At 70.2% G+C, this 16796-nt stretch carries 17 protein-coding genes; 6 read left to right on the plus strand and 11 right to left on the minus strand.

Features of this window, described 5'->3' with window-relative positions; all coding sequences use genetic code 11:
* Positions 1–195 precede the first annotated feature (195 nt).
* Both AB4Y68_RS06365 and AB4Y68_RS06370 read right to left on the minus strand, forming a co-directional pair.
* Complete coding sequence (locus tag AB4Y68_RS06365) at positions 196–735, minus strand: phosphoribosyltransferase (protein ID WP_441454665.1); 540 nt, start codon at positions 733–735, stop codon at positions 196–198.
* Positions 728–1639, minus strand: coding sequence for a DUF3426 domain-containing protein (locus AB4Y68_RS06370; RefSeq protein WP_441454666.1), 912 nt, complete (start codon positions 1637–1639; stop codon positions 728–730). The genes AB4Y68_RS06365 and AB4Y68_RS06370 overlap by 8 nt, the downstream gene beginning before the upstream one ends.
* Before the next feature lie 75 nt (positions 1640–1714).
* On the opposite strand from AB4Y68_RS06370, the gene AB4Y68_RS06375 reads away from it, so the two are divergent.
* The 4 genes from AB4Y68_RS06375 to AB4Y68_RS06390 are packed head-to-tail and all read left to right on the plus strand — an operon-like array spanning position 1715 to position 4659.
* Positions 1715–2440: a cell division ATP-binding protein FtsE gene (locus tag AB4Y68_RS06375; protein WP_441454667.1), complete on the plus strand. Its 726-nt coding sequence runs from the start codon at positions 1715–1717 to the stop codon at positions 2438–2440.
* The gene (locus AB4Y68_RS06380; protein WP_441454668.1) at positions 2437–3318 is read left to right on the plus strand and encodes a cell division protein FtsX; all 882 of its coding nucleotides are present in this window, start codon (positions 2437–2439) and stop codon (positions 3316–3318) included. Before AB4Y68_RS06375 ends, AB4Y68_RS06380 begins: the two co-directional genes overlap by 4 nt.
* A 9-nt stretch (positions 3319–3327) precedes the next feature.
* Positions 3328–3957: a YdcF family protein gene (locus AB4Y68_RS06385; RefSeq protein WP_441454669.1), complete on the plus strand. Its 630-nt coding sequence runs from the start codon at positions 3328–3330 to the stop codon at positions 3955–3957.
* Positions 3958–4659 (plus strand): lysophospholipid acyltransferase family protein, encoded by a 702-nt coding sequence (locus AB4Y68_RS06390; protein WP_441454670.1) that lies wholly within the window; start codon positions 3958–3960, stop codon positions 4657–4659.
* A 6-nt stretch (positions 4660–4665) separates the two neighbouring features.
* Here AB4Y68_RS06390 and hisC read toward each other — a convergent pair whose 3' ends face one another.
* From hisC to AB4Y68_RS06415, 5 genes are all read right to left on the minus strand, one after another.
* Complete coding sequence (gene hisC, locus AB4Y68_RS06395; protein WP_441454671.1) at positions 4666–5769, minus strand: histidinol-phosphate transaminase; 1104 nt, start codon at positions 5767–5769, stop codon at positions 4666–4668.
* A gap of 22 nt (positions 5770–5791) precedes the next feature.
* Complete coding sequence (locus tag AB4Y68_RS06400; protein ID WP_441454672.1) at positions 5792–6472, minus strand: hypothetical protein; 681 nt, start codon at positions 6470–6472, stop codon at positions 5792–5794.
* Entirely contained in the window at positions 6472–7536 is a 1065-nt protein-coding gene (locus AB4Y68_RS06405; RefSeq protein WP_441454673.1) for a DUF2125 domain-containing protein, read from the minus strand. The genes AB4Y68_RS06400 and AB4Y68_RS06405 overlap by 1 nt, the downstream gene beginning before the upstream one ends.
* Before the next feature lie 472 nt (positions 7537–8008).
* Positions 8009–8482: a Cys-tRNA(Pro) deacylase gene (ybaK, locus tag AB4Y68_RS06410; RefSeq protein WP_441454674.1), complete on the minus strand. Its 474-nt coding sequence runs from the start codon at positions 8480–8482 to the stop codon at positions 8009–8011.
* Between the two features lie 233 nt (positions 8483–8715).
* The gene (locus tag AB4Y68_RS06415; RefSeq protein WP_441454759.1) at positions 8716–11391 is read right to left on the minus strand and encodes an ATP-dependent DNA helicase; all 2676 of its coding nucleotides are present in this window, start codon (positions 11389–11391) and stop codon (positions 8716–8718) included.
* A gap of 273 nt (positions 11392–11664) precedes the next feature.
* Between AB4Y68_RS06415 and AB4Y68_RS06420 the strand changes: the two genes are divergently transcribed.
* Entirely contained in the window at positions 11665–12624 is a 960-nt protein-coding gene (locus AB4Y68_RS06420; protein WP_441454675.1) for an alpha/beta fold hydrolase, read from the plus strand.
* Positions 12625–12690: 66 nt separating this feature from the next.
* On the opposite strand, the gene AB4Y68_RS06425 is transcribed toward AB4Y68_RS06420, so the two are convergent.
* The 4 genes from AB4Y68_RS06425 to AB4Y68_RS06440 all read right to left on the minus strand — a co-directional run bounded on the left by AB4Y68_RS06425 (position 12691) and on the right by AB4Y68_RS06440 (position 15417).
* On the minus strand, positions 12691–13122 hold the full coding sequence (locus AB4Y68_RS06425; RefSeq protein WP_441454676.1) for an SH3 domain-containing protein: 432 nt from the start codon (positions 13120–13122) through the stop codon (positions 12691–12693).
* A 132-nt stretch (positions 13123–13254) separates the two neighbouring features.
* A complete protein-coding gene (locus AB4Y68_RS06430) occupies positions 13255–13683 on the minus strand; it encodes a hypothetical protein (RefSeq protein WP_441454677.1) in 429 nt (142 codons plus the stop codon).
* Positions 13684–13794: 111 nt separating this feature from the next.
* Positions 13795–14733 (minus strand): pirin family protein, encoded by a 939-nt coding sequence (locus AB4Y68_RS06435; RefSeq protein ID WP_441454678.1) that lies wholly within the window; start codon positions 14731–14733, stop codon positions 13795–13797.
* Between the two features lie 195 nt (positions 14734–14928).
* Positions 14929–15417 (minus strand): Lrp/AsnC family transcriptional regulator, encoded by a 489-nt coding sequence (locus AB4Y68_RS06440; protein ID WP_441454679.1) that lies wholly within the window; start codon positions 15415–15417, stop codon positions 14929–14931.
* Between the two features lie 148 nt (positions 15418–15565).
* On the opposite strand from AB4Y68_RS06440, the gene AB4Y68_RS06445 reads away from it, so the two are divergent.
* The gene (locus tag AB4Y68_RS06445) at positions 15566–16795 is read left to right on the plus strand and encodes a 3-methyl-2-oxobutanoate dehydrogenase (2-methylpropanoyl-transferring) subunit alpha (RefSeq protein WP_441454680.1); all 1230 of its coding nucleotides are present in this window, start codon (positions 15566–15568) and stop codon (positions 16793–16795) included.
* Position 16796: the final 1 nt, after the last annotated feature.

Here is a 16796-nt window from a genome sequence, read left to right on the forward strand (position 1 = left end):
TCCCGATGGGAGAAGGTGGCCCGCAGGGCCGGATGAGGGTTGTCGGCATCCTTCGGCGAAGCCGCCGCGCGTCGGCTCACGCCGACTGACCACCCTCACCCTTTTGCCTCAGCGAATCGCCTTCGCCTCGGGCGCTCCCGCATTGCACGAATTGCACTGTTTTTTTCATTCCACAGTGCAACTGGGGTTCGCGCCCTAATCCAGCGCGCAGATATCCGGCAGGCCGCGCAGGCCGCCGCGATGGTCCAGGCCGTACCCGACGAGGAAGCGGTTGGGGGCCTCCCAGCCGACGAAGTCCGGCTCGGGCGCGCGCGCCTCGGGCCAGGGCTTGCGGGCGAAGACGCAGGTCAGGACTTCCGACGCGCCCGCTTCCTTGGTGATCCGCACCGCCTCGGCCAGCGACAGGCCGGTGTCGAACACGTCGTCGAGGATCAGCACCCGCTTGCCCGCGATGGGGCGCTGGAAGGGGGCATAGACGTCGATCTTGCCGCGGCTGGTCGTCTCGTCGCCGTAGGAGGCCAGCCACAGGGCGTCGAAGCGGACATGGCGGCCTTGGCGCGACAGGGCGCGGGTCAGGTCGGCGGCGAACCACAGCCCGCCGGTCAGCAGGACGGCGGCCACCGTCTCGTCGTCGATGACGGGAGCGATACGCCGCGCGAGATCGGCGACGATCGCCTCGATCTCGGATTGCGGCAAGAGAACCGTGGGGGCGGGCGCCGGGTCTTGATCAGCCATTCACGGCGGATAGCCCCTGGGCGGGGCCGCTGTCGAGGGGGGTCGCGTCGCGCGGCGTCAGATCAAAGGCCGTGGCGCGACGCAGGCCTTCGCCCTGCGCGGGCGGAGCACGGCGGGCGGGAGGGCGGGTCGAGCGCGCGTCGGCCTGTTCGATGGGGGGCCCGGGCGGCGGGGCGGCGGCCTTCGCCGTGCGCCGGGGTTCCATCACGAAATCAACGCCGACGCCGGACGCCTTGCGCTCGGGGTCGGGGATGACGACGGCGAAGCCCAGCACCTTGCCCGGTAGGACGGGGGCCGCCTCCAGCCGGACGATGCGATGGCCTATCTCGGCGCCGCCGGCGTCCAGAAGGGCGACGCGCACCGGCGGGGCCACGACTTCATTGTCGCGAATATTGCGCAGGGCGCCCGAAACCATGACCTTGCCGGGATCATTGGCGGCGGTGCGGGCGCCGACGGCCTCGAACTCCAGTCCGGCCAGATTCACCGGCGCGCCGACGACCTTGTAGACGGCGGCGGCCTGCGGCCAGGCCTGGACGATCTGCAGCCGGAAGACGAAGGCGACGCCGATCAGCGCCAGCAGGATCACGGCCAGCGCGGCCCAGGCGGCGCCCTGCGCAGCGGCGCGGCGCATCCGGCGCTTTTGCTCGGCCTTGGCGCGGAAGGCGCGCGGAAGTTCGGGGGCGGGGGTCTCGGCCAGACTGTCGGGGGTTTCATCGTGCTTGCCGAAACCGGCCGCCTCGACGACAGGCTCCTCCGTGGCGGCGGACAGCTCCAGAGGCTCGTCCTCCAGGCTCACGCGCCAGTCGTGGCCGCAGGATTTGCAGCGCACACGACGGCCGTTCGGACCGATCGCTTCATCGGGAACGAAATAGCTGGTGGCGCAGGCGGGGCAGGTCAGTATCATGTCGGCTGACTGCGAGGCTCGACGCCCCCTCCTGTCGAGGCGCCCGCAACGCCCCCGGTCCAATACGAAAAACTGATGCCACACTCGACCCGACGCGCCGCCGACCCCGATTCCGCGCCCGACACCGTCCGCCTGCGGGGCGTGGGTTTCGGCTATGCGGACAGGCCCGGCGTCCTGCGCGACATTAACCTTAGTCTGACGCAGGGCTCTTTCCACTTCCTTACCGGACCGTCGGGGGCGGGCAAGTCTTCGCTTTTGCGGCTGCTGACCCTGGCCGAACGGCCCCAGGCGGGACGAATCAGTCTGTTCGGACGCAACGTCACCGACCTGCCGCGCGGCGGCGTGCCTGCGTTCCGGCGGCGGATGGGGGTGGTGTTTCAGGATTTCCGCCTGCTGGACCATCTGTCGGCCTTCGACAACGCCGCCCTGCCGCTGATGCTGGCGGGAGGCCGGCCCGCCGACTTCGCCGCCGACGTCGAGGAGATGCTGCGCTGGGTCGGCCTGGGCGAGCGGATGCACGCCCTGCCCCCGGCCCTGTCCGGCGGCGAGAAGCAGAGGCTGGCCATCGCCCGCGCCGTCATCACCCGCCCCCACCTGATTCTGGCCGACGAACCGACCGGCAGCGTCGACCGCGCCATGGGCGAGAAGCTGATGCGGCTGTTCCAGTCGCTGAACAAGCTGGGCGCCACCGTCCTGATCGCCAGCCATGACGAGGCCCTGGCCGAGCGCGTCGGCGCAGCCGTGATGCGGCTGGAGGGCGGACGCCTGACCCAGATGGAACCGACGGGAGAAGCCGCGTGATCCGCGCCCTGTTCACCCGCGGCCCGGGTCTGCTGTCGCGCGAGGCGGGCGGCGAGCGCTGGCTGATCGTGGTCGTGGCCGTGCTGTGCTTCCTCGCCTCGATCACCGCCGTCGGGGCCCTCGCCGCCGACCGCGCCGCCCACGGCTGGGCGCGGCAGTTGCGGGCCGAGGCCACGGTTCAGGTCCGCCCCCGCGTCGATGAGACCGGCCCCACCGCCGCCGCCCGCGCCGCCGAGGTCCTGGCCGGGATCAAGGGCGTGGCCGAGGCCGAGGCCATGGACCGCAAGGCCGCCGAGGCCCTGCTGCGCCCCTGGGTCGGCGAGGCGGCCCTGCCCGACCTGCCCCTGCCCTATCTGGTCACGGTGCGGCTGGACCCGAAGTCACCCGCCAGCGCCCCAACACTCAGCCGCGCCCTGGCCGAGGCGGGACTGGACGCCAGCGTCGACGACCACAGCCTTTGGCGCGGCGAGGTCGAGCGGGCGGCTGGCGTCATCACGGCGCTGGCGGGGGCGGCCTTCCTGATGATCGCCACGGCGACGGCGGCGGCCATCGCCTACGCCACCCGCGCGGGGCTCGCGGCGCAGCGGTCGGTGATCGAGACCCTGAGCCTGAACGGCGCCTCGGACGGCTATGTCGCCGGTCTGTTCCAGCGCCGCTTCGGCGGGCTGGCGGCGGCGGCGGGGGCCATGGGCGCGGGCGTCGCCGCCCTGCTGCTGGCCCTGCTGCGGCTGATCGGCGGCGAGGGCGGGCTGACCCCGGCGCTTCCCCTGGCCTTTTCCGACCTGCTGATCCTGATCGCCTGTCCTGTGCTGGCCTTCGGCGTCGCCCTGCTCGCCGCCCGCTTCACGGCGCTGGCGAAGCTGGGCGGTCGTGGCTAGTTAGGCATCATGAAGTTCCTGACGCTGATCGCCGTGGTGGCGCTGATGTGGCTGGTGGGGTTGTTCGCCTTCGCCGAGCGCGTGCGCAGCCTGACGCCCGCGCCCGAGCCCGTGCGCGCCGACGCCATCGTCGCCCTGACCGGCCCCTCGGCCGAGCGCGTCAACGCCGCCATCCGCCTGCTGGAGCAGGACAAGGGCCGCCGGGTGCTGATCTCGGGCGTCAACCGCGACGTGCGTCGTCAGGAACTGCGCGCCCTGACCCCCGGCTCGACCAGACTGTTCAACTGCTGTGTCGATCTGGGCTTCGAAGCCGAGAACACGGTCGGCAACGCCCAGGAGATCGCCGCCTGGGCCCGATCCAAGGGCTATCACAGCCTGATCGTCGTCACCTCCGACTACCATATGCCGCGCAGCCTGCTGGAAATCCGCGGCGCCGCGCCCGGGGTCAAGCTGACGCCCTACGCCGTCTCGACCCCGTCGCTGGACAATTCGCGCTGGTGGCGGGCCGCCGTGACGGCGCGACGGATGACGCTCGAATATATGAAATACCTGGCCGTGTTGGGCCGCGAGGGGATGCACCGGCTGACCGGCGAGCACCCGGAACGATCAGCGCCGCCCTCCCAGCCCGAGGCCGCCTGAATGACCACCATCCGCTCCCTGATCTTTGTCGTCTGGCTCTATCTGTCGATGGTGATCTTCGCCGTCGGCCTGTCGCCGGCCCTGCTGATGCCGCACGGCGCCGCCGTCTGGGTCATCAAGTCCTGGTCGAAATTCGTCCTGTTCGGCCTGCGCTGGATCGCCGGGATCAAGGTCGAGGTGCGCGGCCTGGAGCATCGCCCGACCGGCGCCGCCCTCTTGGCCTGCAAGCACCAGGGGATGCTGGACGTCATCGCCCCCTTCTCCTTCCTCGACGACACCTGCTTCATCATGAAGAAGGAGCTGATGGCCCTGCCCTTCTTCGGCTGGTTCGCCTGGAAGACCAAGATGATCGCCGTGGACCGTTCGGCCCATTCCAAGGCGCTGAAGGACATGGTGCGTCAGGCCCGCGCCCGTCACGCCGAGGGGCGCCAGATCCTGATCTTCCCCGAGGGCACGCGCGGCGAGATCGGCGCCGCCCCCGACTACAAGCCCGGCATCGCCGCCCTGTATCGCGACCTGAACAGCCCCTGCTGGCCCATCGCCACCAATTCGGGCGTGTACTGGCCCGCCCACGGCTTCCGCCGCTATCCCGGCACCATCGTCTTCGAATTCCTGCCGCCCATCCCGGCGGGTCTGAAGCGGGCCGACTTCATGGCCGAGCTGGAACACCGCATCGAAACGGCGTCCACAGCCCTGCTCTGATCCGGATCAGGTGGCGGCGAACTCGCTGAGGGCGTCGATCACGGCGCGGTTCTGGTCTTCGGTGCCGATGGTGATGCGCAGGCAGTCGGGCAGGCCGTAGCCGCCGACGGGGCGCACGATGATGCCCTTGGAGTTCAGGTAGTCGCTGGCGGCGGCGGCGTTGCGCTTCTCGTCCGCGAAGCGGATCAGGACGAAATTGCCCGCCGAGGGGAAGACCTCGAAGCCGAAGCCGCGGATGGCCTGGGTCAGGCGCGGGCGCCAGTCCAGCACCAGGTCGCGCGAGGCCTTCTGGTGCGCCTCGTCGCCAAGAGCGGCCGTCGCCGCGTCCAGGCCCGGGACCGAGACGTTGAACGGCAGGCGGATGCGGTCCACTGCCTGCTCGACCGCCAACGGGGCGTAGCCGAAGCCGATGCGCAGGCCGCCCAGGCCGTGGATCTTGGAGAAGGTGCGGGTGACGACGATGTTGGACGCGTCGCGGGCCAGACCAAAGCTCGATTCCCAGTCCGGCTCGACCACGAACTCGGCATAAGCCTCGTCCACCACCAGAAGGATGTGCGACGGCAGGGCGGCGTGCAGGCGGCGAATCTCCTCGCCCGAGTTCCAGCTGCCGGTCGGGTTCGACGGGTTGGAGACGTAGACGATGCGGGTCCGCTCATCGACCTGTTCGAGGAGGGCCTCGACCTCGGTCTTCATGTTCGGCTCGGGCGCCAGCTTGACCTCGGCGCTGCAGGCCTTGGCCGAGATGCGGTAGGCGAGGAAGCCGTACTGGCCGGCGACGATGTTATCCCCCGGCTGCAGATAGGTCTGGTTCAGCAGGGCGAAGACCTCGTCCGAGCCATTGCCGAAGATCAGGCGCTCGGGCTCCAGACCGTGGTGGGCGGCCACGGCCTCGCGCAGCTTGCCGGCGCGGCCGTCGGGATAGACGTGGATGTTCTTCAGCGCGGCGGCGTAGGCCTCGCGCGCCTTCTCGCCGGCGCCCAGGGCGTTCTCGTTCGACGACAGCTTCATCGGCTCGGCGAAGCCGGCGATGGAGCCCTTGCCGCCGACATAGGGGGCGATGTCGAGGATGCCGGGCTTGGGGGCGGGCGCGGTGTTGGTCGCGTCGGTCATGGGCGTCATCCTCGGAAGAAGGTTAGTAAACGGGGGCGGCGCCGATGACGCCGCTCATCTGGCCGGGAGCGTCGATCAACCGCCCGTCCTCGGCCTGCACATAGCCTGTCAGAACGAACAGCTTCAAGCCGCCGCCCGCCGCCAGGGGGCCGGCGATCAGACCCGCCTCGCCAAGCGCGGCGACGATGCGGGCGTCGGACGCGGCGCTGTCGGTGACCCAGAAGGTGCGGTCGTCGCCGGTCGGGCCGGGGGCCTCGGTCGAGACCAGCAGGGCGCGCGGCGCCCCCGCCGCATCGTCCGGCAGGGCGGCGATCACCTTGAGCATGGGCAGGGCCAGCAGCCGTCCCCACCAGGGCCGGGCGCCGAGGTCGATCAGGGCGCGTCCGCCTTGCCGCGCGGTCGCCAGCGCCTGATCCGGCTCGGCGACCGGACGGCCGATCAGGCCCCAGCGGTCGGCGGCCAGCGCCTGCGACAGCGGCCCACAGACAGCCAGGGCCGGACCCGTCGCGGCCTCGATACGGCCGAGGACGGCGCGCAGGGCCGGGCGTTCCGTCGCCGGAATGTCGCGCAGCAGCTCGCGCAGGGCGATGGCGTCGGCGTCGGTCGAGGCGCGCGCCCCGGCCCTGATGCGGGCGCGGGTCGCCGCGATCAGGGCGCGGTCCAGGGCCAGACGCTCCGCGTCCTCGGGCGGTTCGACCAGCATCAGAACAACTGCGGCGCAGGGGCCAGGGCGAAGGGCCCCAGATAGGTGCGGCCGTTCTTGAAATTCAGCACCAGATCGACGGCCTGGCCCTCGGTCCCCGTCCCGCCTTGCGGCGTAGCGGCGGCAGCCCGGGCGGCGGCGGCGCGGTCCATCGCCCCGCCCTGCTGGGCCCCGGCCAGACCGACGATGGCGGCCAAGGGCTTCTCGGCACGCAGGAAGACCTCGCCTTCCAGACGGCCCTTGTCGTCCGCCGACAGGGCAGGGCTGGACAGGAAGGTCTTGCTCTCGCCTGCGCCCAGTTGGCCCTTCACCTCGACGAAGCGGCCCCCGGCGGCGGTCCAGGCGGACAGCAGGCCGGCGGCGTCCGCGCCCTTCAGCGCGCTGGCCTTTTCGATCACGGCCTCGACCTGGGCGTCCAGCTTGCCCGACTGGGTCAGGCCCTCGACCGGACCATGGGGGCGGCCCTCGCCGTCCACCAGACGGAACAGCACGTCCACGTCGTCGGTCGGCGTGTTCGAGCCTGCGAGGTGGGGGCGCATGTAGAACTGGATCAGGCCCGCCTTGGCCAGGGGGAAGGGTTCGGCGTCCGGCAGGGCCGTGAAGACAGGCTTGACCAGTTCGACCACGACATTGGGCCAGCGCTGGGTCAGGCCGTGCAGGCTCATGCGGATGGTCTCGGCGCGGATCGCCACCTTGCCCTTGGCGCCGCGCGTCAGGACCAGGCCCTCGGGGGCGGCGATGACCCACTTGGCCGGGTTGTAGGCGTTGGCCTCGGCGACGATCTCGGGCGCGGCGACGGCGTGGCCCGAGGGAGCGACGACATCGACGTGCTTCATGGCCACCCGCGCCCGCAGCGGCCAGCCCGTGGTGGTGACGCCCGCGTGTTTTACGGTCCAGCCCGACTGCTCCAGCCGGGCGATGCGGCCCTCCAGCTTCGTCTCGATCTGCTGCGTCAGAAAGAACCACCAGCCGGTCCAGAGCGCCAGGCCGACGAAAGCGATGGCGAAGGGGATGATCAGTCCCTTGCGGCTGTGATGCACGGGGGCGGCGTGGGCGTCGGTCATGGAGTCTCCGGTGTCGACGCCTCACATAGACCAAGGACCGAGGCGGGACCAAGGATCAAGGCGTGGAGGCCGCCGGGGGGATGGCGCTTGTACGGCGCCAGAAAAAAACAGTGCAATTCGTGCAATGGCGGAGGGGGCGTATCCGCGTCCTTCTCCCGTTGGGAGAAGGTGGCCCGAAGGGCCGGATGAGGGTCGTCGGCGTCGGTCGGCGTAAGCCGTGGCGCGGCGGCTTACGCCGACGGATAGGTGAGCCCCTCACCCTTTCGCCTGGCGGATCGCCTTCGGCTCTCCGAGGCTCAAGCCCTCTCCCGCCGGGAGAGGGATGGGGGAGCGGTGATGTCAAAGACCGGACGCTCAATCTTGCACGGGGCGTGAGGCGGGCTGGAACTCTCGCTCCGGGATCGGCCAATCCTGATGTTTCATGGGGATTGGCGCGGGTCGATAGGCGCAACGTCCGCAAGGGAGGCGCGGATCAGGCCGTCAGATCGGCCATCTTCGCCCCCGCCGCCCGCGCCGCGTCCTCGGGCGCGAGGCCCAGCAGCAGGCCGCGCTGGCCGCCGTTGATCAGGATGCGGTCGAACAGGATGGCCGTCTCGTCCATCACGGTCGGCACGGCCTTCCTCTGACCGAAGGGGCTGACGCCGCCGACCTTGTAGCCGGTCAGGCGTTCGGCGTCGGCGGGCTTCATCATCTGGGCCGACTTAGCCCCGATGGCCGCCGCCAGCTTCTTCATGCTGACCTCGCAGTCGGACGGGACGATGACGCAGGCGGGCTTGGCGTCCACGAGGGTCATCAGGGTCTTGAACACCTGCTCCGGCGCCCAGCCCAGAGCCTCGGCCGCCTGCAACCCCACGCGCGGCGCGTCGGGGTCGTAGGCGTAGGGGAACAGTTCAAAGGCGACGCCGGCCTGGGTCAGGGCGAGGGTGGCGGGGGTGGTTTTGGACATGGGCTTCAGTCAGCTTGAGGCGTGACGCTCTAGATAGACGATGACGCGACAGGGTGCAGCGCTCATCTCTTTCGTCATCCTCCGGCAAGCCGCGCAGCGGCGCCGACCGGGGGACCCAGCGGCGCCCTTAGGCGAAAGATGCGGGCGCCGCGCTTGCAGTGAAGGTCGCCTTCGGCGCCGCTGGGTCCCCCGGTCTCGCTCCGCTCGCCGGAGGATGACGAAAGAAAGAGGCTTCAGCTTGCCTCGAGATTCAAGAAGCTTTTGGTCAGCTCCACCGCCTCGGCCAGACCCATGCGCTGGACCTCGGCGCCGGGGGGCAGGCCGGCGAACAAGCGGGTCGGACAGGCGGCGTCCAGCATCAGGAAGACCCCCTTGTCGTCGGCGCGACGGATCAGACGGCCAAACGCTTGCGCGATGCGGCCGCGCGCCAGGGCGTCGTCATAGCCCTTGCCGCCGAAGCGTTCGCGCCGCGCCTTGTGCAGCAGGTCGGGACGCGGCCAGGGCACGCGGTCGAAGGCGAGGACGCGCAGGGACCGACCGGGCACGTCCACCCCGTCGCGCACGGCGTCGGTGCCGAGCAGGCAGCTATCCTGTTCGGCGCGGAAGACGTCGACCAGAGCCCCGACCTCCAGCGGATCGACGTGCTGGGCGTAGAGGGGGACGCCGGCCTTGGCCAGGTCCGGTCCCAGTCGCTCATAGACGGTCTTCAGCCGGCGGATGGCGGTGAACAGGCCCAGGCCGCCGCCGCCCGCCGCCAGGAACAGCTCGCGCATGGCCGCCGCGATCTGGCGCGGGTCGTCCTTCATCAGGTCGTTAACGACGATGATGCGGCTGTTGGCGGCGTAGTCGAAGGGGCTGTCCACCTTCAGCGTCCGCGCCGGTTCGATCAGGCGGGCCGCGCCGGTGCGCATCCGGGCCAGCGAGAACGGGTCGTCGGCCGCTGGGTCCGACAGGGTGGCCGAGGTGATCAGCACCCCGTGGGCGGGCATGATGACGGCGGCTTCCAGCGGCACGGTCGGGTCGATCCAGTGACGGCGCAGGGCGACGTCGTGGATGCGGCCGAAGGCGGCCTCGGCGCTCAGCCAGTCGACGAAATCGGGATCGGGTTCGTCGCCGCCCTCTTCCAGCGCCGCCAGCATGGAGCGCCAACCCGGCAGGGTCATGCGCGCGCGCCGGTCCATGCCGCGCAAGGCGCCTTCGATGCGGGCGCGGGCGGCGCCGTCCAGCTCGGCGGCCTCCTCGTCGAGGATGTCCTCGAGGTGGCGCGACAGGGCCAGCAGGGGCGCCTCGACGGCGGCGATGGCGCGGGCGGCGGCGCGGGCGGCCTCCAGCACCGGCTCGGTGGCGGGGCGCAGGGCGCACTCCAGCCCGAACTCGGTCCCGCCGGTCTCCTGACTGCGGGCGCGCAGCTGTTCCAGCGCGGCGACGAGGAAGGCCTCGATCGGGCCGATGGGGTTGATCTCGCCGGACGCCGGGGCGATGCGGCCCGAGACGCCCTCGCCCGGCAGGGCGGCGGCGGCGCGCATGGCGTCCTTCAGGGCCTGGGCGGCGGCCTCGTTGTCGGCGCACAGGTCGCCCAGACGCTGCTCCAGCCCGCGCCCGCGACGGCCGCGCCCCTCGGGGCCGCGGATCCAGCGGCGCAGCTCAGCGGCTTCCTGACCCGACAGGCAGGCGGAAAAGGCGCTGTCGGCGGCGTCGAACAGGTGGTGGCCCTCGTCGAAGACGATGCGTTTCAGCGCCGCCGTCTCGCCGTCCTGCTTCTGACCGCGCGCCGAGCGGGCGCCGTCGAAGGCGGCCTGGGTCATGACCAGGGCGTGGTTGGCCACGACCAAGTCGGCCCGGCGGCTGGCGCGGATGGTCTTCTCGACGAAGCAGAGGCGGTAATGCGGACAGGCGGCGTGGACGCATTCGCCGCGCCGGTCGACCAGATTGGCCGGGCTGGCCTGATGGCTGGGGGCGGCGGCGTAGAGGCCGGGCAGCCAGCCGGGATAGTCGCCGCCGGTCATGTCGCCGTCGCGGCTGTGCGCGGCCCAGCGGCTGGCCAGACCCATGCCGATCAAGTCGCCGTTGCCCAGTTGCGCCGCCTGCATCATGTCCTGAAGGTTCAACAGGCAGAGGTAGTTTTCGCGGCCTTTTCGCACCACCGTCTTCTTGCGGCGCTCGGCCTCGTCGGGCCACAGGGCGCGGCTTTCGCGGTCGATCTGGCGTTGCAGGGCGCGGGTGTAGGTCGAGACCCAGGCCGCCCCCGAATTGCGCTCGGCCCACAGGCTGGCGGGGGCCAGATAGCCCAGGGTCTTGCCGGTGCCGGTCCCCGCCTCGGCCAGCAGGACGCGCGGACGACCCTCTTCGTTTCGGGGCGAAAAGGCGTAGGCGGCCTCGGCGGCGTAGTCGGACTGGGCCGGGCGCGTCTCGTCCAGACCCGAGGCCTGCAGCAGCTTGTCCAGACGGATGCGGGCGCTCTCACTGTCGACGGGGGCCGAGCCGGCCTCGCCGCGCGGGGCCTCGTCCTCCCACTCCTGAAGGCGAGACCAGACGTCCAGACCCGTGCCGCGCTCGCGCCGGTCGCGCAGGGGTCCGGCCTGCAGCGCCGCCAGCACGCGCGAACCCCAGGACCAGCCCGCCCGGTCCAGCGTCCCGGCCAGGGTGTAGGCGTCCTCGCGTCCCGGATAGGCGGGGTCGGTCAGTTCGTTGAGCAGGTCGGCGGCGGCGTCGCGCAAAGCCTGGGCTTGCGCCTCGGCCCCCTTGGGCTCCGAACGGCCCAGGGCCAAGGCCAGTCCCGACGGCGAGGGCGCGCAGAATTTGGCGGGCCGCACGAAGGCATAGAGTTCCAGCACGTCCAGCATGTCGGTCGAGCGCGGCGGCGGGCTGAGGCCCAGACGGCGCGCGGTCAGGCTGGCGTGGGCGACCATGACGGCGCCGCCGGTGAAGACGCCTTCAGCCGCCCCGCGCCCGATCTTCTTCGCGCCAGAGGCGTCGCAGATCGCCCCCGCGCCCGGCGGGGTGGCCAGGGCGGGCGGCAGCTCGGCCCAGACCTTTGTCGCGGGCTGGACGGTGGAAGGGGCGGAGACGTCGGTCACGCCCGATCCATAGCGCCCCGCGCGGCGAAACGGAACGGGAACGTTCGTCCCTCTCGCCAGAGGCCGAAAAGCGGGCCAGGCTGCGGCTGACAGGGAGGACCGCCCATGCAGACCCGCCGCATCGCCACCGACGGCCTGACGCAACAGGTGATCGAAGCGGGAGAAGGCCCGCTGGTCCTGCTGCTCCACGGATTTCCGGAGCTTGCGATCAGCTGGCGGGCGCAGGTTCAGGCCCTGGCCGAGGCCGGCCTCCACGCCGTCGCCCCCGACATGCGCGGCTATGGCGGGACCGACAAACCGGCCGATGTGGAGGATCACACCATCCTGCATCTCGTCGGCGACATGGTCGATCTGGTCCGGGCGCCGGGTGAGGAGCAGGCCGTCGTCGTCGGCCACGACTGGGGCGCGGCGGTGGCCTGGCACTGCGCCCTGATGCGGCCGGACGTGTTCCGCGCGGTGGTCGGCCTGTCGGTGCCGTTCCAGCCGCGCCGGCCCAAGGGACCGCCGACCGCGGCGATGGCGGCGATCACGAAACGCGCCGGTCTCGGCGACCTCTACATCAACCGCTTCCAGTCGCCGGAAGCCCATGTCGCGCTGGACGCCGATCCGGCGACGGCGTTGCGCAAGATGTTCTGGGCCTATGACGGCGCCACCGCCGACGCGGACCAGTCGACCGGCTTCATACCGGAGGGCGTATCCCTGCTCGACAGCATCTCCGACCAGGCGACCCTGCCGCCGTGGATGAGCGCGGCGCATTTCGCCGAATACGTCGCCGCTTTCACAGCGTCAGGCTTCAGAGGGCCGCTGGACTGGTATCGCTGCCTGGACCGCAACTGGGCCCTGACCGGCTTCCTGCAAGGCCAGAAGATCGCCCAGCCCGCCCTCTTCCTCGTCGGCGAACGCGACCCCGTCCGCCACTACGCCGGCCCGCACGAGGCAGCGCAGAAGGACTGGCTGACCGACCTGCGCGGCCAGGTCGTCCTGCCCGGCGCGGGCCACTGGCTGCAGCAGGAGCGGGCGGAGGCGGTGAACGCGGCGCTGATCGGGTTCCTGCGCGGGCTTTAGGTCCCGGAAACGACAGAGGCCCGCCCCGGCGAACCGGAGCGGGCCTCGATCAATCAGCCCGGCCGATCAGGCGCGGCGGGCGTACTGGGCGCTGACCCAGCCCTGATTGCGGATGTGCAGCCAGTTGCCGCGAACCTGATCGACCTGAACGACGCGCCCGGCGCGGACCTGGCCGGCGCGACGGAAGTGGGCGCCGGGGCCGCTGCGCAGGTTCACCGTCGAGGTGATGCGATAGCGACCGGCGCGGTTGGCCTGATGCTGACCCTGATCAGGGCGGTGCTGGGCGTTGTGGGACGGAGCCGGGGCCGAGGGGCGCTGCTGGACGTGGCCCGGGCCCTGGTTCGGCCGCTGCTGCATATAGGGCTGCGGCGTCGACTGATGCTGGGCCTGCGGACGGTTCTGCGCTTGCGGCTGAGCCGAGGCCGCCAGCGGCGCCGAGACGGCGAAGACGCCGACCAGGGCGACGGACAGGATGGCGCGGGTGGATTTGATCGTCATGGGAGAGCCTCCGGTACATATGTACGGACCCTCAATGCGCCGCTGGGACTGAACGGCCCCAAACTTTGCAGTTATGTGCCGTTCATGGGCGCTGACGGCGGCCCCTGGGGCCGCCGTCGCTGGAAACCGTCGTCAGGGCTGGCTTGCCCCCGGCTGCATCGGAGGCGCCAATTCCGTGCGGCTCGCATAGGCGCCCGTTGACGGCGGCTGGTTCATGCATTGCTTCTGCACCGCCGCCGACTGCAGGGCGTCGTACTCGCCCTTCAGGCGCCCAAGCTCTTCCTTCTTGTCGTTGCCGCCCGCGAGGAAAAACAGGGCCGGCCAGAACAGGACCAGACCGACGCCCATGGCCCAGGCGTCGTTGGAGGCCTGGCGGCGCTGATGGCCCGTGACCTCGTCGACGCGCTGGCCGATGCGCATCAGTTCCAGGCGGATCTGGTTGCAATCATAGCCTTGGTACTGCAGCGGCGAGACATAGGCCGCCGATATCTTGTCCGGCGCCGTGGCGCAGGCCGTCATGGAGAGCGCCATCAAGGGCGCTGCGATCGTCTTCAGTCTCATAGGATCCCCCAAGGATTGAACGCTCAGCCCCTCGCCGAACGACAGAACTCTGGTATCCCAAATGAAACTAACGCCGCGTGAAGGCCCGCGCGTTCCGCAACAACCTCGCCCCTAGACCGGGTCGGTCGGCTTGGGTTCGACGGGCTCCGGCGAGCGGGTGGCCAGGGCGGGTTCGTCCGGCAGAGGGATGAACTCCAGCGCGTCCTCGGCGGGCAGGCTCATGCGGCCAGCCTTCCAGTCGGCCTTGGCCTGATCCAGACGGTCCTGGGTCGAGGCGACGAAATTCCACCAGATCAGCCGCTCGCCCACCGGCTCGCCGCCCAGGACCATGACGCTGGAGGGTTGAAGCGCCGTAATGGTCGGCTCGGCCTGGGCCGACAGGACGACCATCTGACCCGCGTGGAAGGTGCGGCCGTCGACCTCGATCAGCCCCTTGGCCACGAACAGCGCGCGTTCGCTGTAACCGCCTTTCGCCCGCGGCGGCGGCGGCGCGGCGCGGACGCCCTGGGCCATTTCCCAGTGGACGTAGAAGAGCGGCGACTGAACCGGGGTGCCCGCCTTGGCGCCGAAGGCCTCGCCCGCCACCAGGCGCGCGAACAGGCCGTTGTTCTCATAGGTCGGCTGGGCGTCCTCGCCGAGGTGGGTGAAGGAGGGGGCGATCTCTTCCTTGTCGAGCGGCAGGGCGACCCAGGCCTGCATGCCGTGCATCCGCCCGCCTTGCGCCTTCTTCAGCGGATCGGTGCGTTCGGAATGGACGATGCCCGACCCGGCGGTCATCCAGTTCACCTCGCCGGGACGGATGGCCTGGGTGTAGCCCAGATTGTCCCGGTGCATGATCTCGCCCTCGAACAGATAGGTCAGGGTCGACAGGCCGATGTGCGGATGCGGCCGCACATTGATGGCGTCGGCGCCGGGCGCGAACTCGGCCGGGCCCATCTGGTCCAGGAAGATGAAGGGGCCGACCATCCGGTGCGAATGGAAGGGCAGGACCCGCCCGACCTCGAACCCGCCGAGGTCTTTCCTGCGCGCGTCGATCACCAGTTCGATCATGTCGGCTTCCCTGCACTACCTGAAGGCAAGATAGGGTCTGGTCGATGAGGCGGCAAACTTTCCTCCCCATTCCATGGGAGGTGGCGCGGACGCGCTGGCGTCCGTGACGGAGGGGCGACTCGACGGCTGGCGTTTACGCCGCCCCTCCACCACTTCGCGGTCCCCCTCCCCACTGCGCGGGGAGGAAAGCAGGTCTTAGCTGACGTGGGGGGTGATGATGCCCAGCGGCAGGGTGGTGACGTTCTTCACGCCGCGCGTGACGATATGGCTGGCGCAGTCGGAGACGATGCCCAGCGTCAGCAGCTTGTCGCGCAGGAACTGGTCGAAGGCGTGCATGTCCGAGGTGATAATGCGCAGGACGTAATCCTCGCGGCCGGTGATGGTGGCGCACTGCACCACTTCCGGCCAGTTGGCGACGGCGGCTTCGAAGATGTCGAGGTTCTCGCGCGAGGGCAGGCTCAGCTTGACGATGGCGTAGACTTCGAAGTCCAGGCCCAGCAGGGCCGCGTCCAGCAGCGTGACCCGCTTGCGTATCAGGCCGCTATCCTCCAGTCTCTTGATCCGACGCCAGCACGGCGAGGCCGACAGGCCGACGCGATCGGCGACCTCGGCGACAGACAGGCCGGCGTCCTGCTGCAGGATGTCGAGGATGCGGGCGTCGATTGGATCAAGTTCGTCGGCCAAATGCGTTTCTCCAAAAGGGGATTTTACGCAATAAAATACCTCAAATCAGCGTTTGGCAAGGGTATTTTTAGGAAGGCCAACAGAGACGCGCCATGCTATGCCCTCTTCATAGAGGAAACGCGGACGGATCAACCGGACGGGATGCATGATGAAGAATACACCCACCCTGTCGCTGCGCGTGCCGGAGCCCTCGGGCCGGCCGGGCGATGCGCCTGATTTCAGCCACTTGCAGTTCGATCCCGCCGGCGCCGTGAGCCGGCCCGAGGTGTCGACCGCCCCTTATGAGATGCGCGACCACGCCTTCCGTCTGGTGCGGGTGCTGGACGACGAGGGCCGGGCCGTCGGCCCGTGGGATCCAAAACTGGATCCCGAGATCCTGCGTCGCGGCCTCAAGGCCATGATCCTGACGCGCGCCTTCGACGAGCGGATGCACCGCGCCCACCGTCAGGGCAAGACCAGCTTCTATATGAAGTGCACCGGCGAAGAGGCCATCGCGGTCGCCCAGGGCATGATCCTGAGCCGCGAGGACATGGGCTTCCCCACCTATCGCCAGCAGGGCCTTCTGATCGCGCGCGGCTATCCGCTGGCGAGCATGATGAACCAGATCTATTCCAACGCCGAAGACCCGATCAAAGGCCGCCAGCTGCCGATCATGTATTCGGCCAAGGACTACGGCTTCTTCACGATCAGCGGCAACCTGGGCACGCAGGTGCCGCAGGCCGTCGGCTGGGCCATGGCCAGCGCCTACAAGGGCGACGACAAGATCGCCATCAGCTGGATCGGCGACGGCGCCACGGCGGAAGGCGACTTCCACAACGCCCTGACCTTCGCCGCCGTCTATCGCGCCCCGGTCATCCTGAACGTCGTCAACAACCAGTGGGCCATCTCGTCCTTCATGGGCATCGCCGGCGGGCTTGAGACCACCTTCGCCGCCAAGGCCATCGGCTACGGCCTGCCTGCGCTGCGTGTCGACGGCAACGACTTCCTGGCCGTCTGGGCCGCGACCCAGTGGGCCGAGGAGCGCGCGCGCACCAACCAGGGCGCGACGGTGATCGAGCTGTTCACCTATCGCGGCGCCCCGCACTCGACCTCGGACGACCCCAGCCGCTATCGCCCCGGCGACGAGGCCGAGAAGTGGCCTCTGGGCGACCCGATCGCCCGCCTGAAACAGCACCTGATCGCGATCGGCGAATGGTCGGACGAACAGCAGGAAGCCGCCGAGAAGGACGCCGTCGACCAGGTCCGCGCCGCCGGCAAGGAATCCGAGGCCATCGGCACGCTCGGCCAGTCGCGTCCCAGCGTGAAGACCATGTTCGAGGAAGTCTTCGCCACCGAAGACTGGCGCCTGGTCGAACAGCGCCGCGAGGTCGGAGTCTGAC

Origin of the sequence: Brevundimonas sp. 2YAF1 (genome assembly GCF_052114745.1) — a bacterium.
GTDB lineage: Bacteria > Pseudomonadota > Alphaproteobacteria > Caulobacterales > Caulobacteraceae > Brevundimonas.

Excerpts from the sequence above, each read along its gene's own strand:
- AB4Y68_RS06365 (WP_441454665.1), bottom strand. The coding sequence starts at position 735 with ATGGCTGATCAAGACCCGGCGCCCGCCCCCACGGTTCTCTTGCCGCAA.
- AB4Y68_RS06425 (WP_441454676.1), bottom strand. The coding sequence starts at position 13,122 with ATGACGATCAAATCCACCCGCGCCATCCTGTCCGTCGCCCTGGTCGGC.
- ybaK (WP_441454674.1), bottom strand. The coding sequence starts at position 8,482 with ATGTCCAAAACCACCCCCGCCACCCTCGCCCTGACCCAGGCCGGCGTC.
- AB4Y68_RS06430 (WP_441454677.1), bottom strand. The coding sequence starts at position 13,683 with ATGAGACTGAAGACGATCGCAGCGCCCTTGATGGCGCTCTCCATGACG.
- hisC (WP_441454671.1), bottom strand. The coding sequence starts at position 5,769 with ATGACCGACGCGACCAACACCGCGCCCGCCCCCAAGCCCGGCATCCTC.
- AB4Y68_RS06375 (WP_441454667.1), top strand. The coding sequence starts at position 1,715 with ATGCCACACTCGACCCGACGCGCCGCCGACCCCGATTCCGCGCCCGAC.
- AB4Y68_RS06415 (WP_441454759.1), bottom strand. The coding sequence starts at position 11,391 with ATGGTCGCCCACGCCAGCCTGACCGCGCGCCGTCTGGGCCTCAGCCCG.
- AB4Y68_RS06370 (WP_441454666.1), bottom strand. The coding sequence starts at position 1,639 with ATGATACTGACCTGCCCCGCCTGCGCCACCAGCTATTTCGTTCCCGAT.
- AB4Y68_RS06445 (WP_441454680.1), top strand. The coding sequence starts at position 15,566 with ATGAAGAATACACCCACCCTGTCGCTGCGCGTGCCGGAGCCCTCGGGC.
- AB4Y68_RS06420 (WP_441454675.1), top strand. The coding sequence starts at position 11,665 with ATGCAGACCCGCCGCATCGCCACCGACGGCCTGACGCAACAGGTGATC.
- AB4Y68_RS06385 (WP_441454669.1), top strand. The coding sequence starts at position 3,328 with ATGAAGTTCCTGACGCTGATCGCCGTGGTGGCGCTGATGTGGCTGGTG.
- AB4Y68_RS06435 (WP_441454678.1), bottom strand. The coding sequence starts at position 14,733 with ATGATCGAACTGGTGATCGACGCGCGCAGGAAAGACCTCGGCGGGTTC.
- AB4Y68_RS06405 (WP_441454673.1), bottom strand. The coding sequence starts at position 7,536 with ATGACCGACGCCCACGCCGCCCCCGTGCATCACAGCCGCAAGGGACTG.
- AB4Y68_RS06400 (WP_441454672.1), bottom strand. The coding sequence starts at position 6,472 with ATGCTGGTCGAACCGCCCGAGGACGCGGAGCGTCTGGCCCTGGACCGC.
- AB4Y68_RS06390 (WP_441454670.1), top strand. The coding sequence starts at position 3,958 with ATGACCACCATCCGCTCCCTGATCTTTGTCGTCTGGCTCTATCTGTCG.